This window comes from Pseudonocardia humida (genome assembly GCF_023898865.1).
Classification (GTDB): domain Bacteria; phylum Actinomycetota; class Actinomycetes; order Mycobacteriales; family Pseudonocardiaceae; genus Pseudonocardia; species Pseudonocardia humida.
In genome coordinates, this window is record NZ_JAGSOV010000064.1 from 22,854 (window position 1) to 40,976 (window position 18,123).

Genomic DNA, 18,123 nt, shown 5'->3' on the forward strand with positions numbered 1-18,123 from the left:
GGAGAGCGTTACCGAATCGCCGGATCCGCCTCCGAGATCTTTCGGTGATCGTCGGGACCGCCGCCGATCGGTGTCCCGCCGGGTGATCGCAGGGCGGTTGTGCGCCCGATCGGGGTTAGGCTGCTGCCCATGGCGCGCGTCAACGACGTCGGCGGGCAGTCCGGGTTCGGCCGCGTCACCGTCGAGCCCGACGAGCCCCCGTTCCACGCCGACTGGGAGGCTCGGGTCTACGCGCTCAACGTCGCGATGCTGCGCCGGGGCGTCTACAACCTCGACCAGTTCCGCGACGCGATCGAGCGGATGCCGCCCGCGGAGTACCTGGCGGCGTCGTACTACGAGCGCTGGCTGCACGCCGTGGAGGCGCTGACGGCGCCGCGGTCGGGCGATGGCTGAGCCGCGCTTCGCGGTCGGCGACCGCGTGCGCGCGCTGCCGGTGGATCCGCCGCACCACACCCGGGTGCCCCGCTACGCGCGGGGGCAGGTGGGGGAGGTGGTCGAGGTGCAGGGCGCCTGGCCGCTGGCCGACGACCGGGCCCGCGGGTTCGGTTCGCCCCGGGTCGAGGCCGTCTACACGGTCCGGTTCCCGGCCGGGGCGCTGTGGGGCGCGGCGGAGGAGCACTGGGTGCAGGTGGAGCTGTGGGAGTCGTACCTGGAGGGCGCGACATGAGCGGTCAGCACGCGAGCTCGCAGACGGCGGCGCGGGTGCGCCGGCTGGAGGAGCGGCTCATCGACGCCGGCCTGACCAGCGACGACGAGCTCGACGGCATCATCGGGAGGCTGCTGTCGGGGGCGTCGCCCGCCAACGGCGCGCGGGTCGTGGCCCGCGCCTGGATCGACCCGGCCTACCGCGAGCGCCTCCTGGCCGACGCGAACGCCGCCCTCGAGGAGCTGGGCCTGTCGATGAGCACGGGCCCGCAGCCGCAGCGCTTCACGGTCGTGCCGAACACCCCCGACACCCACAACGTCCTGGTCTGCACGCTCTGCTCCTGCTACCCGATCGCCCTGCTCGGGCCCTCGCCGTCCTGGTACAAGAGCGAGGCGTACCGGTCGCGGGTGGTGCGGGAGCCGCGCGCGGTGCTGGCCGAGTTCGGGCTGGAGCTGCCCGCGGGCACCGGGATCGTCGTGCACGACACGAGCGCCGAGAGCCGGCACATGGTGCTGCCGATGCGCCCGGCGGGCACCGACGGGCTGGCCGAGGACGCGCTGGCCGCGCTGGTCACCCGGGAGGGGCTGATCGGCACCGCCGCCGTGTAGCGCGGCACCGATGAATCCGGGCGACGGCGGCGGTCTCACCCCCCGACACACCCATCACCCCCAGGAGGGCCGAGCATGACCGCCACCATCACCACCCGCACCCTCGACGCCCCCGGCGCCACCATCACCTACGACGTGCGCGGCACCCTCGGCGATGGCGTCCCGCTGCTGCTCATCGGCTCCCCGATGGACGCCTCCGGCTTCGGCACGCTGGCCGGCCACTTCACCGACCGGCCGGTCGTCACCTACGACCCCCGCGGCACGGCGCGCAGCACCCGCACCGACGGCCACGGCGAGATCGGCCCCGAGGACCACGCCGACGACCTGCGCCGCGTGGTCGAGGCCGTCGGCGGCGGCCCGGTGGACGTGCTGGCCAGCAGCGGCGGGGCGGTCAACGCGCTGGCCTGGGTGGCGCGCAACCCCGAGCAGGTGCGCACGCTGGTCGCCCACGAGCCGCCGCTGGCGACGCTGGTCGCCGACCGGGAGGGCGTCACGGCGGCCATCGAGGACATGCACGAGACCTACCAGCGCGACGGGCTCGGCCCGGGGATGGCCAAGTTCATCTTCCTGGTCAGCCACGACGGCCTGCTGGCCGACGACTTCCGGTTCCCGCCGCTGGACCCCGCCCACTTCGGGCTGCCCACCTCCGACGACGGCAGCCGCGACGACGTACTGCTGGGCCAGAACCTGCGCCGCTGCACCGGCTACCGCCCCGACCTGGACGCCCTGCGGGCGGCCTCCACGCGCATCGTCGTGGCGCGCGGTGCGGCCTCCGGCCAGACGATGGCGGCCCGCGGCGCCGACGGCGTCGCCGCGGCGCTCGGGACCGAGCCGGTCGAGTTCCCGGGCGGGCACGCCGGCTTCCTGGGCGGAGAGTTCGGCCAGCAGGGCGAGCCGGACGCGTTCGCGAAGCGGCTGCGCGAGGTGCTCGACGAGGCCTGAGGCCGTCCACGGCGCGGCGGTGGGCGCCGCGGGTGTGGATCGGACCCGCCGCGCACTCGTACGATCGCGGCGTGCGCGACCTGCTCCGCTCCGCGTGGCGCGAGCCCCGCGCCCCCGGCGCCCCGCCGCCGACCTGGCGGGACCGGGCGCTGGTCGGCGTGCTCGTCCCGCTCGCGGTCGTCGAGGGCGTGCTGCGCCCGGAGCTGCCCGCCCGCGGTCTCTGGGTCCCGGTCGCCGTCGGGCTGCTGATCACGCTGTACTGGCGGCGCACGCACCCGCTGGTCGTGGCCGTGATCGGCTTCCTCGCCACGGCGACGGCCACCCTGCTGTCGGGCGGCGAGCAGCCCGGGCTGGTCACGCTGGCGGCGATGCTGCTGCTGCCCTACGCGCTGTTCCGGTGGGGCTCCGGGCGCGAGGCCGTGCTCGGAGCGGCGGCCCTGCTGGCCGGCCTCGTCGTCGCCACGGCCACGGCCGACCGCCTCCCCGACGCCGTCGGCGGCGCGACCGCGCTGACGACCGGCCTCGCGCTGGGCCTGGCGCTGCGCTTCCGGGCCGGGGCCCGCGCCCGCGAGCTCGACCAGGTCAAGCTGCTCGAACGCGAGCGGCTCGCGCGCGACCTGCACGACACCGTCGCCCACCACGTCTCGGCGATGGCCATCCGCGCCCAGGCCGGCATCGCGACCGCCGACTCCCGGCCGGAGGCCGCGGTGGACGCGCTGCGCCTGATCGAGTCGGAGGCGGCGCGCACGCTCGCCGAGATGCGCGCCATCGTCCGGGCCCTGCGCCCGGCCCGACCTCCGGACCTCGTGCCGACCCCCGGCCTCGCCGACGTGGCCGAGCTGGCCCGGCCGGGCCGCGACGGCCCCGCCGTCGAGGTGGAGATCAGCGGCGAGGTCGACGGCCTCGCGCCCGCCGTCGGAGCGGCGCTCTACCGGCTGGCCCAGGAGTCGGTGACCAACGCCGTGCGGCACGCCCGCTCGGCGACGCGCGTGCTGGTCGACGTCCGGGCCGACGACACCGCCGTCCACCTGCGCGTGAGCGACGACGGCGACGTCGCGCACCCCCGCCCGGAGGCCGCGGCGGGCTACGGGATCCCCGGCATGGTCGAACGCGCCGACCTGCTCGGCGGCACCTGCGAGGCCGGCCCGAACCCCGACCGCGGGTGGACCGTCAGCGCGGTGCTGCCGCGCGGCGGAGCGATCGCATGAGCCGGACGGGCATCGACCCGGGCGGGGACGTTCGGGTGCTGGTGGCCGACGACCAGGAGATCGTGCGCACCGGCCTGGTCATGATCCTGGACGCGCAGCCGGGGATCGTCGTCGTCGGCGAGGCGGGCGACGGCGGGCGGGCCGTCGACCTCGCCCGCGACCTGCGCCCGGACGTCTGCCTGTTCGACATCCGCATGCCCGGCGTCGACGGCATCGAGGCCACCCGCAGGTTGGCCGGACCCGGCGTCGCCGACCCGCTCGCCGTCGTCGTCATCACCACGTTCGACCTCGACGAGCACGTCTACGCGGCGCTGCGCGCCGGGGCGCGCGGGTTCCTGCTCAAGGAGGCGGGCCCGGCCCTGCTCGCCCAGGCCGTGCACGCCGCGGCCCGGGGCGACGCGCTCATCGCCCCGAACATCACCGCGCGGCTGCTGTCGGCCTTCGCGGGCTCGGGGGCGGCCTCGTCCCCGGCCCCGCCCGTCGCGGCGCTGACCGAGCGCGAGGAGCAGATCCTGGCCACCGTGGCCCGCGGGCGCACCAACGGCGAGATCGCCACCGAGCTGCACATCAGCCTGAGCACGGTGAAGTCGCACATCGCGAGCCTCATGGCCAAGCTCGGCGCCCGCAACCGCGTCGAGGTCGCCATCTGGGCATACGAGACCGACCGCGTGAAGCGCTGACCGGCCGGAAGTACGACGCCCCCGTCGCACCATCGGCCGGGACGGTTCGAGCCTGTCCGGCGATGTGCCGCGACCGCCCGCTCGGCACGCTCGTGGCATGACCTCCACACCACCCCGGCACTCGGGGGAGCCCGCGGCGGACACCGCCGACCGCCGCACCATGAAGGCCGTCGTCCAGCACGGCTACGGCCCGCCCGACCGGGTGCTCGCGCTGGAGGACGTCGCCGTCCCGGCCGTGGGGGAGGGCGAGGTGCTGGTCCGGGTGCGGGCCACCGGCGTCAACACCCCGGACTGGCTGACGGTGGGCGGCGTGCCCCGCATCCTGCGCCTGCAGGCGGGGCTGCGGCAGCCGAAGGCCCCGGTGCGCGGCAGCGACGTCGCCGGGACCGTGGCGGCGGTCGGGCCCGGGGTGCGCGACCTGCGCCCCGGCGACGAGGTGTTCGGCTCGCTGTGGACCAAGTCCATCGCCGCGGGCGCTGGCACCTTCGCCGAGTTCACCCTCGCCCCCGCGACCCAGCTCGTCCGCAAGCCCGCCGGGCTCTCGTTCGAGGAGGCCGGGGCGTCGGTCATGTCCGGCCTCACGGCGCTGCTCGCCGTGCGGGACGTGGGCCGGGTCGGCCCCGGTTCGCGGGTCCTCGTCAACGGCGCGTCGGGCGGTGTCGGGACCTTCGCCGTGCAGATCGCGAAGCGGCTCGGCGCGCACGTCACCGGCGTCTGCGGCCCCGGCAACGTCGAGATGGTCCGCTCGCTCGGGGCCGACGACGTCATCGACCACACGGTCGAGGACTACACCCGCGGCCCCCAGCGCTTCGACGTCGTCCTGGACAACGTGCTCAACCACCCGCCCGCCGCGACGATCGCGGTCCTGCGACCCGGCGGCACGTTCATCCCCAACAGCGCGGGCGAGGCGAAGGGCCTGCTCGGGGGCCTGCCCCGGGTCGTGCGGGCCAAGCTGGCGAGGCCGCGGACGGCCACCGTGCGCAGCGTCGAGTGCGACGTGACCCGCGAGAACCTGGACGCCCTCTCCGCGCTCCTCGCCTCCGGCGAGGTCAAGGTGATCATCGAGCGGAGCTACCCGCTGGCGGACGCGGCGGGCGCGGTCGCGCACATGGCGACCCGCCGGGCCCGGGGCAACATCGCCATCACCGTCCGGTAGCCGGGCGGGCGACCGAGACATCCGGCGTAGTCGACCTACGTCGTGCGGCCGCCACGCGGCCGTCATCGGCCAGGTTCGCCGCCGTTGCCGCGCCCCATACGCTCGCAGTCGCCATGTGAGATCGACCACGACGACGACGGGGCGTGGACGGGGGTGCGTGCCGGCCCCGCGACCGCCCGTGAGACACGCAGTCCACTGACAAGGGAGTCGGGCATGGGCGCTTTCACGACATCGAGGTGGCGCCGCTCGCGCCCGATCGCGCTCGCCGCGACGGGGCTGGCGGCCCTGCTGGTGGCCGGTTGCGGGGCCGCCCCCGGGATCAACGGCGCGAGCGGCGGGTCCGGGCCCGGCGGCGAGAGCGTGATCCGGACCATCGACCCCTACGGCGGCGACCCGGCCGTCGAGGGCACCCCGAAGGCTGGCGGGGTCCTGATCATGGGCACCGACCGCGAGGCCGCGGGCTTCGACCCGACGGCGCAGAACACCAACCAGGCCGCGACCGCGGTCTACGACTCGCTGCTCAAGCTCGCGCCCGGCGGCGTGGCCGAGCCGTACCTGGCCGAGTCGATGGAGACCTCCGACGCCGGCACGACGTGGACGATGGGCCTGCGCGACGGCGTCCAGTTCTCCGACGGCACGCCGCTCGACGCCCAGGCCGTGATCGTCAACGTGCAGCGCCACATCGACAAGAAGTCCTCGCCAGGGCACCGCTTCGCCGAGCCGATCGCCTCGATGCGCGCGGTGGACCCGCTGACCGTCGAGTTCGTCCTGAAGCAGCCCTTCGGGCAGTTCCCGGTGGCGTTCGCGCAGAGCTTCACCACCGGCGCCCTCGGCATGATCATCTCGCCGGCGGCGCTGGCCCAGTTCGGCGACCAGATCGTGTCCAACCCCGTCGGGGCCGGGCCGTTCGTGCTCTCGAGCTGGACGCGCGACTCGAAGATGACATTGACGAAGAACCCGAACTACTGGCAGAAGGACAAGGGCCTACCGCGCCTGGACGGGCTGGAGTTCCGGCCGCTGCCCGACACCGAGTCGCGCTACGCCTCGATCGAGAACGGCGACGTCGACCTGATCTTCGGCGGCTACCACACCGAGCTGCTGCGCGGCGCGGAGAATCCGAACCTGCGCGTGTACTACGGCTCCGGCAGCGGCGCGGAGTGGAGCCACTTCAACGTGGAGAAGGCGCCCTTCGACGACCGCCGCATGCGGGAGGCGTGGATCCGGGCGATCGACCGCAACGCGATGGCCGCCACCCAGTACCGCGGCCAGATGGAGGCCGCCGACGGCTACTTCGGCGCCGACAGCCCGTACAACACGCCCGAGGCCACCGCCGCGTGGCCGACCTACGACCTGGAGAAGGCCAAGCAGCTGGTCCAGGAGTACGTGGCCGAGGGCGGCAGCGCCACCGTCGTCTACAAGACCACGAACGCGCCGAACCGGGTGCAGTTCGCGGAGTTCCTGCAGGCGCAGATGGCGGCCGTGGGGATCACCGTCGAGCCGCAGTTCTACGACCTGGCCCAGTACTCATCGCAGGTCGTGCAGAGCGGCGACTTCCAGGTCGCGGGCAACGTCGGCGGTCCGGTCGACGCTCCCTACCCGGCCACGTCCAACGTGTTCCACACCGGGGGCAGCCAGAACTACGGCCGCTACTCCAGCCCGGAGGTCGACGCGCTGCTGGACAAGGCGGCCGCCAGCATCGACGACGCCGAGCGCACGCAGCTCTACCAGCAGCTGCAGCTGATCACCAACCAGGACCTGCCGCTGGCCTACTACAGCCGCGGCTACCTCTCCACGGTGGCCAAGCCGGAGGTGAAGGGCGTGGTGCGCTACCTGACGCGCGACATGTTCTTCGCGACCACCTGGCTGGACCGCTGACCCCCTGACCCCTCCGACCCCTGACCCGTCGAGAACGAACTTGTTGTCACCAACAGGCCCTGTTGATGACAACAGCTTCGTTCTCGACGGGTCAGGCCCGTTCACCGGCTGCCGCCGCGGCCCGCGTCAGCCACCGGGGGTACCCGCCTGCGACCGGTGGTGTACGGCAGTGGCACCGCGCGTGGTGGATGCGCATCCGGGTCCGCACGCAGCACCATGGGACCGTCGGCGGTGCACCGAACGCGGATCGAGGGCGGCTGGATGGTCGAGACGATGCGGGCGGCCGTGCGCCGCGCTCCGTCGTCGCCGGTCGTGGCCGACGCGGCGCTCGGCGCCTGCGTGGCGGTGGGCGTCCTCGTCGCCGCGTTCGCCGGGCTCGACCTCGGCGGCGGGCCGGATCCCCGCCCGCCGGACCTGGCCGCGTCCGGTCTGGCCGCGGTGGTCGTCGCGGCGATCGCGGTGCGCCGCCGCCACCCCGTCGCGGCGCTGGCCGTGCTCAACGCGGTCGCCCTCGCCTGGTTCGCCGTCGGTCTTCCCGGGCGGCTGATCACGCTGGTCCCGCTGGTCGGCTGCTACACGCTCGCCGCCCACCGGGGCTGGCGGTGGGGCCTGGCCGGCGCCGTGCCCACCGCGCTGGTCCACGTCGTCGCGATCCGGGTGGTGCTCGGCGACGTCGCGACCGTCGGCGTGGTCCCCGACGCGGTGCTGCTGGTCGCCACCGCGAGCAGCGCGGGCGCGGCCGTCGGCTACCACCGGGCGGTGCTCGCGGCCACCCGCGACCGCCTCGACCGGGAGACCCGCGCCCGCGAGGAACGGGCCCGCCACCTCGTCGTCGAGGAGCGGCTGCGCATCGCCCGCGAGCTGCACGACGTCTTCGGGCACGCCATGGCCACCGTCAGCGTGCAGGCCGGGGTGGGCCTGCACGTCGTCGACCAGCGCCCCGACCAGGCCCGCGCGGCCCTCGCCGCGATCAAGGGCATCTGCGACGAGGGGCTCACCGACGTCCGCACCATCCTCGGCATCCTGCGCGCCGACGCCCCGGCCGAGGAGTCGCCGGGCGCGCCGCGGGGCGGGCTCGACCGGCTCCCCGAGCTGCTCGACACGACCGGGACCACGGGCCTGCGGGTCGAGCTGAGCGTCGAGGGCGACCCGCGCCCGCTGCCCGTTCCGGTCGACCTGGCCGCCTACCGGATCATCCAGGAGGCGCTGACCAACGTGCTGCGCCACGCGGGGGCGCGCACCGTGCGGGTGGCGCTGACCCACGAGCCGTCGCAGCTGCTCATCAGGATCCGGGACGACGGGCCCACCGCGGGCGCGGACTCCCCGCGCGGGTACGGCATCGACGGGATGCGCGAGCGCGCCCGCGCGCTGTCGGGCCGGCTGACCGCGGCCCCGCACCCCGAGGGCGGCTACGAGGTGCGGGCCGAGCTGCCGATCCCGAACCGGAGATGATGCACGGCGATGGAGCCGATCCGCGTGCTCATCGCCGACGACGAGGCCCTCGTCCGCGGCGGCTTCCGCGTGCTCATCGAGACCGAACCCGGCATGGTCGTGGTCGGCGAGGCCGCCGACGGGGCCACGGCGGTGGACCTCGTCCGCCGGACCCGTCCCGACGTCGTGCTCATGGACGTGCGGATGCCCGGTGTCGACGGGCTGCGCGCCACCCGGGAGATCGCCGCCGACCCCGACCTCGCCGGGGTCCACGTCCTCATCCTCACCACGTTCGACCACGACGAGCACGTCATCGAGGCGCTCGGCGCAGGCGCCGCCGGCTTCCTGATCAAGAACACCGAGCCGCGCCAGCTCCTGCACGGCATCCGGGTCGTCGCGGGCGGCGAAGCGCTGCTGTCCCCCGGGCTGACCCGCCGGCTGGTCGCCCGCCTCACCGACCGGACGGCCCCGCGGCTCAACCCGGCGGCGCTGTCGCAGCTCACGGCGCGGGAGCGGGAGATCGTCGGGCTGGTGGCGCACGGCCTGAGCAACACCGACATCGCGACCGCACTGACCATCAGCCACGCCACCGTCAAGACCCACGTCGGTCGCGCCCTGACCAAGCTCGGCGCCCGCGACCGCGCGCAGCTGGTGGCCCTGGCCTACCAGCACCGCCTCGTCGAACCGCCCGACCCGGTGCCGTAGGACCGATGAGGTCGGGGCGGGGTGCCGGTCTACCCATCGACAGCGACACCACCGACCCGAAGGGGCCCTCCGATGGCGAAGCTCATCTCCACCCTGTTCATCTCGGCCGACGGCGTGGCCGAGATCGACCCCGACTGGCACTTCCCGTACTTCGACGAGAACATGGGCCGCGCCGTCACCGAGGACTACGCCACCTCCGACGTGCTGCTCATCGGCCGCGAGACCTACGACAGCTTCGCCGGGGCGTGGCCCGACCGGGAGACCGCGGGCGAGGACGACGCCCCGATGGCCAAGACGTTGGGCGACATGCGCAAGGTCGTCGTCTCGCGCTCCCCGCTGGAGTTCACCTGGCGCAACTCCGAGCAGCTCGACGGCGACCTCGTCGAGGCCGTCACCGCGCTCAAGGCCGACCCCGCCGTCACCGGCGTGCTCATCCCCGGCTCGATCTCGGTGGTGCAGCAACTGCTCGCCGCCGGGCTGGTCGACGAGCTGCGGCTGCTGGTGCACCCGGTGGCGGCCCGCAAGGGCCGCAGGCTCTTCGACGACGGCGACACGCCCTACCACCTGGCGGTCACGGCGACCGAGGTGTTCCCGACCGGGGTGATCCGGGTGATCTACTCGCCGACGGCGGCGCCGGCTCCGGTGGGGTACGACGACGTGAAGGGGAAGCTGCCCGAGGAGCAGTAGCCGATCGTCGGGGCTCATCCGCCTGCGCGGCCCGGGCTGCGGGCGGCCGCTCGGTGGGTTCTGCGCCGGCTTGGCGGTGCCTCTCGGTTTGCCTCCGGCGGCGCCTGCGCGGCGGGCGACCTCGGATCGAGCAGGGGGTCGCCCCTGCCGTCACGTCGACCCGCTCAGGTTGGCACGTCCGGCCCGGCCCCCGCCGGCTCGGTAGGTGGGCTGGGTTGGCCGGGGCGGCGGGGGCCGTGCCGGACGTGCACGCTGCGCGTGCCGACGTGACGGCAGGGGCTTCGGGACCGGGGTGGGCACCGGTGGCCACGGGGTCATCGCGGAACACGGGACACACTCCGGCCGGGGTTGGTCTGCGGTGGTCGAGTCGAGTCCGGGCGCCCGGGTGGTCCGGTTCTCGGGTGCCGTCGGGGTTTGCGTTCCTTGTCGAGCCAGGCCGGGGGTATGAACTCCGGTAGGCCGTCACGGGCGATGCGTACGAGCCATTCCGTCGAGTGGATCTCTTGGTGGTGCGTCCAGCACAACATGACGAGGTTGTCGGTTTTGGTGTGGCCGCCGCGGGCCCATTCTTTGATGTGGTGGATTTCGCACCAGCTGGGTGGGCGGTCACAGCCGGGGTGGGCGCATCCGTGGTCGCGGGCGACGATCGCGCGGCGGATGGGGAGGGGGATGGTGCGGGCTTCTCGCCCGATGTCGAGGGGTTGGCTGTCGCCGTCGAGGACGTTGGGGATGACCTTGGCGTCGCAGCAGAGTGCTCGGAGTGCGGCGGGGGTGGGGGTGCCACCGAGGTCGAGGCAGGCGGCGCGGGCGCGGTTCTCCAGGTCGGCCAGCCTGACCGTGACGGCGACATGGGGGCGTTCCCCGGCGGTGGTGGGGAGGATGGTGTCGCCGTGGGTGGCGACGAACCCGCACACCTCGGTCAACGCGTCGGCGTTGCGTTCGGCGGCGCTGCGCGGGTCTTGGGCGGTGCTCGGGGTGGCTTTGGCGTCGATGACGGTGGCGATCATGGCGTAGCGGACGGGGTCGGTGAACACCCCGCTGATCTTCCCGCCGCCCCCGGGTAGCGGGGTGAGTCGTAGCTCGTTGACCTGTACCGGTTCCCGATCGTCCGGTTCGGCGCCGTCCTGGTCGTAGGCGCGCACCAGTTCGGCTCCGAACCTGGCCAACTCCGTCGGGGTGCAGGTGTCGGCGACGGCGGCGATCTGTTCTTCGATGCCCGCCAAGGCGTAGGGCGGGATCCGCCGCGCGGCCGGTGAGTCGAGGAGTCGGGCGATCAGATCGACGTGCTGCAGGCTGGCCGCACCGCTAGTGAAGGCGGCGGCCATGGCAGGTAGCAAGGGCGGCAGCACCTGGCCCTGCAGGTCCACTCGCGCGGCGACGTGCTCGGCGGCCCGCACGATCTCCCGCGCCCGCCCCCGATCCACGGTCAGCACCGAGGCCACCGCGGAGTCGGGTCGCCGGTGCCCGGCGGCGGCGAACGCGCCGCTGCGCTGCAACACGGCCACGGCCTCGACCTGCACCTGCGATATCGCTCGGGTCAATTCCCTGGTAGCGGCGAGTGCGTCCAGTGCGTGTTGATCGGAACCGTTCTCGCGCAGCCCGGCGGCGACCGCACGAATGCGGTCTGCCGTGGCGGCGAGTTCGGTTCCGGTCATGCCTTGATTCTACTCGAACATTTGTGCGGAGTCGAGGAAGGATCGGGACCACAGGATAGTCGCCGCGCTCGCAGGTGAAGCGTTCACAATCGCAACCGGCACCTGGGGTCGGGGACGGCCGCCAGCGCAACCACACTATTCGTTGTTATCGCAACGGAAGCCCTACGCAACGGAAGCCCTACGCAACGGAACCGCCTGACCTCCAGCGCTGTTTGCGATGGAACCCGCCGCACCTGGACCTGACGCCGGCCGGGGCTGCGCACCTGACGTCCGCCGGGGCTGCGTCGTCATCCATGGAGAGGACACGACACCTGGAGGAGACCAATGAGCACCGCCCCCGCCGCCGTCGCGATCCCGGGCTACCGGGCCGGCACCTGGAGAGCCGACCCCGCACACTCCGAGATCGCCTTCTCCGTGCGGCACCTCATGATCAGTAGGACGCGCGGTCGGTTCACCGGCCACGACGTCACGATCGTCACCGGCGAGGACGTGCTGGACTCGTCGGTCGTGGCGACCATCGACCTGGCGTCGGTCGACACCGGCCACGAGGCGCGCGACGCGCACCTGCGCTCCGCCGACTACCTCGACGTCGAGCGGTTCCCGACGATGGGCTACCGCTCCACCGGCGTCCGCCGCACCGACACCGGGTGGGTCGTCGACGGCGAGCTGACGCTGCACGGCATCACCCGGCCGGTCCCGCTGGACGTGGAGCTGACCGGGTTCGGGCCGGACCCCTTCGGCGGGCAGCGGGCGGGCTTCTCCGCGTCCGCCCGCATCGACCGGCGCGACTTCGGCATCACCACCACGCCCCTCATGGACGGCGGTGGCGTCGTGGTCGGCGACGAGGTGTCGATCAGCCTGGAGATCCAGGCCGTGCTGCAGGCGTGAGCGGATCGGGGAGCGGGCGGATGACCGGCGACAAGCAGACCCTCGCGCGCCTCCACGCGGCGCTCAACAGCGCGGACCCCGAGCTCATCGCGACGACGATCGACGAGGTCGTCGCGCCGGGCGCGCGGATCCGCACGCCGCTGCCCGGTGGGGTGACGGGCGGGGAGGCGCTCAAGACGGTGTTCGCGGCCCTGTACCGGGCCTACCCCGACCTGCACGTCGCGGTCGAGGACATGATCGCCGAGGGCGACCGGATCGTCTGCCGCAACACCGTGACCGGGACCCACCGGGGGGAGTACATGGGGCTGGCGCCGACCGGCAGGTCGGTCACCTACGACGAGATCTTCGTGTTCCGCTTCGCCGGGGGCCGGATCGTCGAGACCTGGGGCGTGGTCGACGTCCTCGCCCAGCTGCGGCAGCTCGGTGCGGTCCCCGGCCCTCCCGGGCCCGATCGGGGGGTGGCGCGGAACACGACCGAGCACTGATCGACACCCGGGGCCGGACGGGCCACAATCCCTGCGGTGACCTCCTCGTTCCGGCGCCTGCTCGCGGTCGCGGCGCTGCTGGTGCCGCTGGCCGCGGCGGCCGGCTGCGCCCCCGCCGAGACCACCCCCACCGACGCGCAGGCGACCTGCGAGCCGGGCGCGCTGCCCACCCTCACCGACGGGACGCTGACGTTCGGCACCGACCAGCCCGTCTACCCGCCGTGGTACCTCGACGACGACCCGGCCTCCGGTGAGGGGTTCGAGGGCGCGGTCGCCTACGCGATCGCCGAGGAGCTCGGCTACGCGCGCGACCGGGTCACCTGGGTCCGGGTGCCGTTCAACGCCGCGATCCAGCCCGGGCCGAAGACCTACGACGTCAACCTGACCGAGTTCTCGATCACCGAGGAGCGCAGGCGGGCCGTCGACTTCTCCTCGCCGTACTACGACGTCAAGCAGGCCGTGATCGCGCTGGAGGGCACGCCGGCGGCCGCCGCGACGACCATCGCGCAGCTCAAGGAGCTGCGGGTGGGGGCGCAGGTCGGCACGACCAGCCTGGAGGCGGTCAGCGAGCAGATCGCCCCCGCGGCGGGGCCCGCGGTGTTCAACACCAACGACGACGCCAAGCTCGCGCTGACCAACGGGCAGATCGACGCGCTGGTCGTCGACCTGCCCACCGCCTTCTACATCACCTCCGCCGAGCTGGACAACGGCACGATCGTCGGGCAGCTGCCGCTGGGCGGCGGCACGCCCGAGCAGTTCGGCGCGGTGCTGGACCTCGGCAGCCCGCTCACCGGGTGCGTCTCCCAGGCCGTCGACCGGCTGCGCGACGCGGGCACGCTCGCGCAGCTGGAGGCGCAGTGGTTGGCGTCGGCCGGGTCGGCACCCGAACTGAGGTGACCGACCGGCTCGCGCCCAGCCCGCTGGCGCTGGAGCGCGCCGCCTTCCGCCGGTCCCGGGCGCGGCGGTCGACGCTCATCGCGGTCGTCTCGACGCTGGTCTTCGCGGCGGTGCTGGTCCTCGGGGTGACCGGCTCGCCGGGCTGGCCGCGGGTGCGGGCGACGTTCTTCGACCCGGCGACGGCGTGGGAGTCGCTGCCCGCGGTGCTGGCCGGGCTGTGGCTCAACGTCCGGGTCCTGGTCGCGGCGGAGATCGGCATCCTGGTGCTGGGGCTGGCGCTTGCGGTGCTGCGCACGCTGCGCGGGCCGGTGTTCTTCCCGGTCCGCGCGCTGGCCATCGGCTACGTGGACCTGTTCCGCGGCATCCCGCTGATCATCGCGCTGTACCTGATCGGCTTCGGGGTGCCGGGGCTGCGGCTGCAGGGAGTGCCCACCGACGCCGCCGTCCTGGGCACGGTCACGCTGATCCTGGTGTACTCGGCGTACGTGTCGGAGGTCTTCCGCGCCGGCATCGAGTCGGTGCACCCGTCGCAGCGGATGGCGGCGCGGTCGCTCGGGCTCACCCACCGGCAGTCGATGCGGCTGGTGGTGCTCCCGCAGGCGGTCCGCCGGGTGCTGCCGCCGCTGCTCAACGACTTCGTGGCCCTGCAGAAGGACGTGGGGCTGATCTCGGTGCTGGGTGCCGTCGACGCCGTGCGCGCCGCGCAGATCGCGCAGGCCAACTCGTTCAACTTCACCCCGTACGTCGTCGCGGCGCTGCTGTTCGTGCTGCTGGCGGTGCCGACGGGGCGGATCGCCGACGCGCTGTCGGCGCGCGCGGCCCGGCGCCAGGGGGCGGTGTGAGCGAGCCCGCGGACCCGTCGACCCGGCCCGGCAGCGTCGTGCTGGAGGTCCGCGACCTCGTCAAGCACTACGGCGACGCGACCGTGCTCGCCGGGGTCGACCTCGCCGTGGCCGAGCACCAGGTCGTGACGCTGATCGGGGCGTCGGGGTCGGGCAAGTCGACGCTGCTGCGCTGCGTGGACCTGCTGGAGGAGGTCGACGACGGGCAGATCCTGCTCGACGGGGTCGACGTGTCCGACCCGCGCGCCGACACCGCCGCCGCCCAGCGGCGGATGGCGATCGTGTTCCAGGGCTACAACCTGTTCCCGCACATGACCGCGGCGCAGAACGTGGCGCTCGCGCCGCGCGTGGTGCACGGAGTACCGGCGGGCGGGGCCGAGGAGCGCGCCCGCGAGCTGCTGGAGCGCGTCGGCCTGGGCGCCTTCGCCGGGGCCTACCCCGACCGGCTCTCCGGCGGCCAGCAGCAGCGGGTCGCCATCGCCCGTGCGCTCGCCGTGCGCCCCCGGCTGCTGCTGCTCGACGAGATCACCGCCGCGCTCGACCCGGAGCTGGTCGGCGAGGTGCTGGCGATCGTCAAGGAGCTCGCCGAGGGCGGCATGACCATCCTCATGTCCACGCACGAGATGGGCTTCGCCAGGCAGGTGTCCGACCGCGTGTGCTTCCTCGACGGCGGCCGGGTGCTCGAATCCGGCCCGCCCGAGCAGGTCCTCGGCGATCCGGTGCAGGAGCGCACCAAGCGGTTCCTCGCCCGGGTGGTGGCGGCGGACCGGCCGATCTGAGCGCGGCGGCGCGTCAGGGGCCGACGACGGCGCGCGCGGTCGGGTCGAACGCCGGGGCCACGACCAGCGCGCCGCCCTCGCGCTTGCACGACGCCACGGCGACGTGGCAGGGCCGGTCGACGGAGGCGGGGAGCAGCAGGCCGCCGTCGATCTGGTACCGCATGTTGGTGATCTTCCAGGCGGTGGCGGCCGGGTCGTCGGGGGACTGCGGCGGACGGTCCTTGCGGACCACGACCATCGCCTCGGTCACCCCCGGCGGCCAGACGAAGACGAGCGCGCCCGCGGTGGACGCGGTGAGGTGCTGCACGGCGGGGATGCCGCCCGGCGGTGCGTCCGGTGCCGGGTCGTCCGCGGGGGAGGCGGCGGTGGGCACCGACGAGCGCACCAGCTCGGAGGCCACCGGTCCGAGCCGGGCGACGACCTCGTAGACCGGGATCTCGCTGCCGGGCGGGACGGCGCCGTCGACGATGCTCGTCGAGCGGGTGCGCCCGACGACCTGCGACCGGCCGTCCGGCGTCCGCCGGGTGATCTTGTACTCGACCTCCTGCTCGCCGCCCGCCGTCCAGGTGACGTTGATGGAGGACCGGTCGTCGGCGTCGCGCTCGGCGCGCACGTCGACCGGCGGGGGCACCGCCCCCGGGCCCGGCGCGGGCTCCGGCGCGGGCTCGTTCGCCGAAACCGGCGCGTCGACCGGCGCGTCCACCGGCGCCTCGACGGGCGGGTCGACCGGCGCCTCGACCGGCTCGCCCCGCTCGACCCTGCGGGTCGGCTCCTCGGACTCGCGCTGCTCCGGGAGCGGCAGCGTCGGGCGCAGCGGCCGGTGGCGCCCGTCCGGCGGGTTCTCCTGCCGGACCGGGCGGGGCCGCGGGGTCGGCGTCGGGTGCGGCGGGCCCGGCCGCGGGCGGGGCAGCGCCGGTACGGCGGCGCGCAGCGCGGCGACGAAGGCCGCGCAGCTGGCGAACCGGCGGTCGGGGTGCTTCGCCGTGGCCCGCGCGATGGCGGCGTCCGCGGCGGCGGGCAGGTCCGGGCGGTGCTGGTTCAGCCGCGGCGGGTCGGCCGCGAGGTGGGCGTAGATCACCGCGGCCGTCTCCGGGCGGGGGTAGGGCACCTGGCCGGTGAGGCAGCGGAACGCCAGGCAGGCCAGCCCGTACTGGTCCGAGCGCCCGTCCAGCCACCGGCCCTCGATCTGCTCCGGGGAGGAGTACTGCAGCGTGCCGAAGACCTGACCGGCCGAGGTGATGTCGCTGCCCGCGGCCGCCCCCTTGGCGATGCCGAAGTCGCACAGGTACACCTGCTCGCCGCCGCGCGGCCGCTGCGACCGCGCGATCAGCACGTTGCCCGGCTTGACGTCGCGGTGCACCAGCCCGGCCTCGTGCACGGCGTCGAGGGCGTCGGCCACCGGCCCGAGCAGCGCGCACACCCGCTCGACGCCGAGCCTGCCCTCGCGCTGGAGCACGGCGCCGAGGTCCTCCCCGTCGACGAACCGCATCGACAGGTAGAGGATGCCGTTCGCGTGCCCCGCGTCGTAGATCGGGACGACGTTGGGGTGCTCCAGGCTGGCGGCGATGGCCGCCTCCCGCTCGAACCGGCGCCGGTACTCGTGGTCGGCGGCGAGCGAGGGCGGCAGCACCTTGAGGGCGACCGTGCGCCGCAGCTGCAGGTGGGTCGCCCGGTAGACGACCCCCATCCCGCCCTCGCCGATGAGCGCGTCGATGCGGTGCCCGGCCAGCACGTGGCCGACCCAGCCCGCGGCGGCTGCACTCCGCTGATCCGGCACCGGCAGTCCGGGGTGCCCGCCCCCGGCAGGCCCCCCGCCCCCTCTCGATACGTTCGTGTCGCCCCGTCGACCCCAGCATGCCCAACGGCCGTCGCACGGCCCCACCCGGAGCCTACGGCGCCGCGGGCCGCGACGATCAGGGCGCGGGTCCGCCGGGTTCGGGCGACCCGGCCCGGGCGAGCAGTCCGTCGACGAACGCCCGGAGCCCCTCTGGGTAGGTGTCCTGCGCGGCGAGCACGCCCCACCGGTCGCCGATGGCGGCCAGGTGCGGCTGGTGGGACGGGTCGAGGTCGCCGAGGGACGGGTCGGGGCCGCTGAACAGGGTGGCGCCCTCGGCCGGCCGGCCGTCGCCCGCACGGCGGTGGCGGGAGTTGGCGCGCACGAGTATCTCGCCGACCGTGTAGTACCAGATGCTGCGGTAGACGTGGACGGCCTGGGCGGGCGTGCACCCGTGGTCGACGGCCCCGGCCACGATGGCCTCGACCACCCGCAGCGCCGACTCGCCGAGGCGGCTGAGGAAGCCGTCGGTGGTGAGCACCTCGGCGGCCCACGGCCAGGCGGCGAGGGCGTCGTGCATCGAGGTGGCGGCCGCGACGATGCGATCGCGCGGGTCGCCGGACAGGTCGGGCGGCGGGAGCTGGTCGGCGAGCTCGTTGATCAGCTGGATCAGCAGGTCCTCGCGGTCCCGCACGTGGTGGTAGAGCGTCATCGTCGCGACCCCGGCCTCGGCGGCGAGGCGGCGGATCGTCAGCTTCTCCCAGCCGTCCCGCTCCAGGATCCGGCGGGCCGCCGCCAGGATCTGCGCGCGGGAGGTCCGCGGCGGTCGACCCGTGCGGCCGGGTGGGGCGTCGGGGCGGGTCAC

Annotated in this window: 19 protein-coding genes; 16 read left to right on the forward strand and 3 right to left on the reverse strand. The window is 74.5% G+C overall.

The features are described from left to right. The first annotated feature begins 129 nt into the window (after positions 1–129). From KDL28_RS30225 to KDL28_RS30275, 11 genes are all read left to right on the forward strand, one after another. The gene (locus KDL28_RS30225) at positions 130–393 is read left to right on the forward strand and encodes an SH3-like domain-containing protein (RefSeq protein ID WP_252444133.1); all 264 of its coding nucleotides are present in this window, start codon (positions 130–132) and stop codon (positions 391–393) included. Then, complete coding sequence (locus KDL28_RS30230; protein ID WP_252444134.1) at positions 386–667, forward strand: SH3-like domain-containing protein; 282 nt, start codon at positions 386–388, stop codon at positions 665–667. The genes KDL28_RS30225 and KDL28_RS30230 overlap by 8 nt, the downstream gene beginning before the upstream one ends. Then, complete coding sequence (locus tag KDL28_RS30235) at positions 664–1,254, forward strand: nitrile hydratase subunit alpha (protein WP_252444135.1); 591 nt, start codon at positions 664–666, stop codon at positions 1,252–1,254. The genes KDL28_RS30230 and KDL28_RS30235 overlap by 4 nt, the downstream gene beginning before the upstream one ends. 75 nt (positions 1,255–1,329) lie before the next feature. Next, the gene (locus KDL28_RS30240; RefSeq protein WP_252444136.1) at positions 1,330–2,196 is read left to right on the forward strand and encodes an alpha/beta fold hydrolase; all 867 of its coding nucleotides are present in this window, start codon (positions 1,330–1,332) and stop codon (positions 2,194–2,196) included. A 71-nt stretch (positions 2,197–2,267) separates the two neighbouring features. After that, entirely contained in the window at positions 2,268–3,404 is a 1,137-nt protein-coding gene (locus KDL28_RS30245; protein ID WP_252444137.1) for a sensor histidine kinase, read from the forward strand. After that, on the forward strand, positions 3,401–4,084 hold the full coding sequence (locus KDL28_RS30250) for a response regulator (protein ID WP_252444138.1): 684 nt from the start codon (positions 3,401–3,403) through the stop codon (positions 4,082–4,084). The genes KDL28_RS30245 and KDL28_RS30250 overlap by 4 nt, the downstream gene beginning before the upstream one ends. A 97-nt stretch (positions 4,085–4,181) precedes the next feature. After that, on the forward strand, positions 4,182–5,240 hold the full coding sequence (locus KDL28_RS30255; protein ID WP_252444139.1) for an NAD(P)-dependent alcohol dehydrogenase: 1,059 nt from the start codon (positions 4,182–4,184) through the stop codon (positions 5,238–5,240). A gap of 213 nt (positions 5,241–5,453) precedes the next feature. Then, positions 5,454–7,115: an ABC transporter substrate-binding protein gene (locus KDL28_RS30260; protein WP_252444140.1), complete on the forward strand. Its 1,662-nt coding sequence runs from the start codon at positions 5,454–5,456 to the stop codon at positions 7,113–7,115. A 231-nt stretch (positions 7,116–7,346) separates the two neighbouring features. After that, positions 7,347–8,567, forward strand: coding sequence for a sensor histidine kinase (locus tag KDL28_RS30265; protein ID WP_252444141.1), 1,221 nt, complete (start codon positions 7,347–7,349; stop codon positions 8,565–8,567). A gap of 9 nt (positions 8,568–8,576) precedes the next feature. Then, positions 8,577–9,251 carry a response regulator gene (locus tag KDL28_RS30270; RefSeq protein WP_252444142.1) on the forward strand — a complete coding sequence of 225 codons (675 nt, stop codon included), beginning with the start codon at positions 8,577–8,579 and terminating at the stop codon, positions 9,249–9,251. Between the two features lie 72 nt (positions 9,252–9,323). After that, on the forward strand, positions 9,324–9,938 hold the full coding sequence (locus KDL28_RS30275) for a dihydrofolate reductase family protein (protein WP_252444143.1): 615 nt from the start codon (positions 9,324–9,326) through the stop codon (positions 9,936–9,938). A gap of 314 nt (positions 9,939–10,252) precedes the next feature. Here the strand turns inward: KDL28_RS30275 and KDL28_RS30280 are convergent, their stop codons facing one another. Continuing rightward, entirely contained in the window at positions 10,253–11,593 is a 1,341-nt protein-coding gene (locus tag KDL28_RS30280; RefSeq protein ID WP_252444144.1) for an HNH endonuclease signature motif containing protein, read from the reverse strand. 324 nt (positions 11,594–11,917) lie between these two features. On the opposite strand from KDL28_RS30280, the gene KDL28_RS30285 reads away from it, so the two are divergent. From KDL28_RS30285 to KDL28_RS30305, 5 genes are read left to right on the forward strand one after another with little or no spacing between them, the layout of a single operon-like run. Further along, positions 11,918–12,481, forward strand: a complete 564-nt coding sequence (locus tag KDL28_RS30285; RefSeq protein ID WP_252444145.1) for a YceI family protein — start codon at positions 11,918–11,920, stop codon at positions 12,479–12,481. 20 nt (positions 12,482–12,501) lie between these two features. After that, positions 12,502–12,966, forward strand: a complete 465-nt coding sequence (locus tag KDL28_RS30290) for an ester cyclase (RefSeq protein ID WP_252444146.1) — start codon at positions 12,502–12,504, stop codon at positions 12,964–12,966. A gap of 36 nt (positions 12,967–13,002) precedes the next feature. Next, positions 13,003–13,863 carry an ABC transporter substrate-binding protein gene (locus KDL28_RS30295; RefSeq protein WP_252444147.1) on the forward strand — a complete coding sequence of 287 codons (861 nt, stop codon included), beginning with the start codon at positions 13,003–13,005 and terminating at the stop codon, positions 13,861–13,863. Beyond that, entirely contained in the window at positions 13,860–14,705 is an 846-nt protein-coding gene (locus KDL28_RS30300) for an amino acid ABC transporter permease (RefSeq protein ID WP_252444148.1), read from the forward strand. Before KDL28_RS30295 ends, KDL28_RS30300 begins: the two co-directional genes overlap by 4 nt. Continuing rightward, on the forward strand, positions 14,702–15,484 hold the full coding sequence (locus KDL28_RS30305) for an amino acid ABC transporter ATP-binding protein (RefSeq protein WP_372497114.1): 783 nt from the start codon (positions 14,702–14,704) through the stop codon (positions 15,482–15,484). The genes KDL28_RS30300 and KDL28_RS30305 overlap by 4 nt, the downstream gene beginning before the upstream one ends. Positions 15,485–15,497: 13 nt before the next feature. Here KDL28_RS30305 and KDL28_RS30310 read toward each other — a convergent pair whose 3' ends face one another. Both KDL28_RS30310 and KDL28_RS30315 read right to left on the reverse strand, forming a co-directional pair. Then, on the reverse strand, positions 15,498–17,261 hold the full coding sequence (locus tag KDL28_RS30310) for a serine/threonine-protein kinase (protein ID WP_252444149.1): 1,764 nt from the start codon (positions 17,259–17,261) through the stop codon (positions 15,498–15,500). Positions 17,262–17,397: 136 nt separating this feature from the next. Then, positions 17,398–18,123: a TetR/AcrR family transcriptional regulator gene (locus KDL28_RS30315; protein WP_252444150.1), complete on the reverse strand. Its 726-nt coding sequence runs from the start codon at positions 18,121–18,123 to the stop codon at positions 17,398–17,400.

Coding starts and splice junctions, on each gene's coding strand:
- KDL28_RS30235 (WP_252444135.1), top strand. CDS start 664: ATGAGCGGTCAGCACGCGAGCTCGCAGACGGCGGCGCGGGTGCGCCGG.
- KDL28_RS30255 (WP_252444139.1), top strand. CDS start 4,182: ATGACCTCCACACCACCCCGGCACTCGGGGGAGCCCGCGGCGGACACC.
- KDL28_RS30285 (WP_252444145.1), top strand. CDS start 11,918: ATGAGCACCGCCCCCGCCGCCGTCGCGATCCCGGGCTACCGGGCCGGC.
- KDL28_RS30270 (WP_252444142.1), top strand. CDS start 8,577: ATGGAGCCGATCCGCGTGCTCATCGCCGACGACGAGGCCCTCGTCCGC.
- KDL28_RS30280 (WP_252444144.1), bottom strand. CDS start 11,593: ATGACCGGAACCGAACTCGCCGCCACGGCAGACCGCATTCGTGCGGTC.
- KDL28_RS30240 (WP_252444136.1), top strand. CDS start 1,330: ATGACCGCCACCATCACCACCCGCACCCTCGACGCCCCCGGCGCCACC.
- KDL28_RS30260 (WP_252444140.1), top strand. CDS start 5,454: ATGGGCGCTTTCACGACATCGAGGTGGCGCCGCTCGCGCCCGATCGCG.
- KDL28_RS30290 (WP_252444146.1), top strand. CDS start 12,502: ATGACCGGCGACAAGCAGACCCTCGCGCGCCTCCACGCGGCGCTCAAC.
- KDL28_RS30250 (WP_252444138.1), top strand. CDS start 3,401: ATGAGCCGGACGGGCATCGACCCGGGCGGGGACGTTCGGGTGCTGGTG.
- KDL28_RS30275 (WP_252444143.1), top strand. CDS start 9,324: ATGGCGAAGCTCATCTCCACCCTGTTCATCTCGGCCGACGGCGTGGCC.
- KDL28_RS30225 (WP_252444133.1), top strand. CDS start 130: ATGGCGCGCGTCAACGACGTCGGCGGGCAGTCCGGGTTCGGCCGCGTC.
- KDL28_RS30230 (WP_252444134.1), top strand. CDS start 386: ATGGCTGAGCCGCGCTTCGCGGTCGGCGACCGCGTGCGCGCGCTGCCG.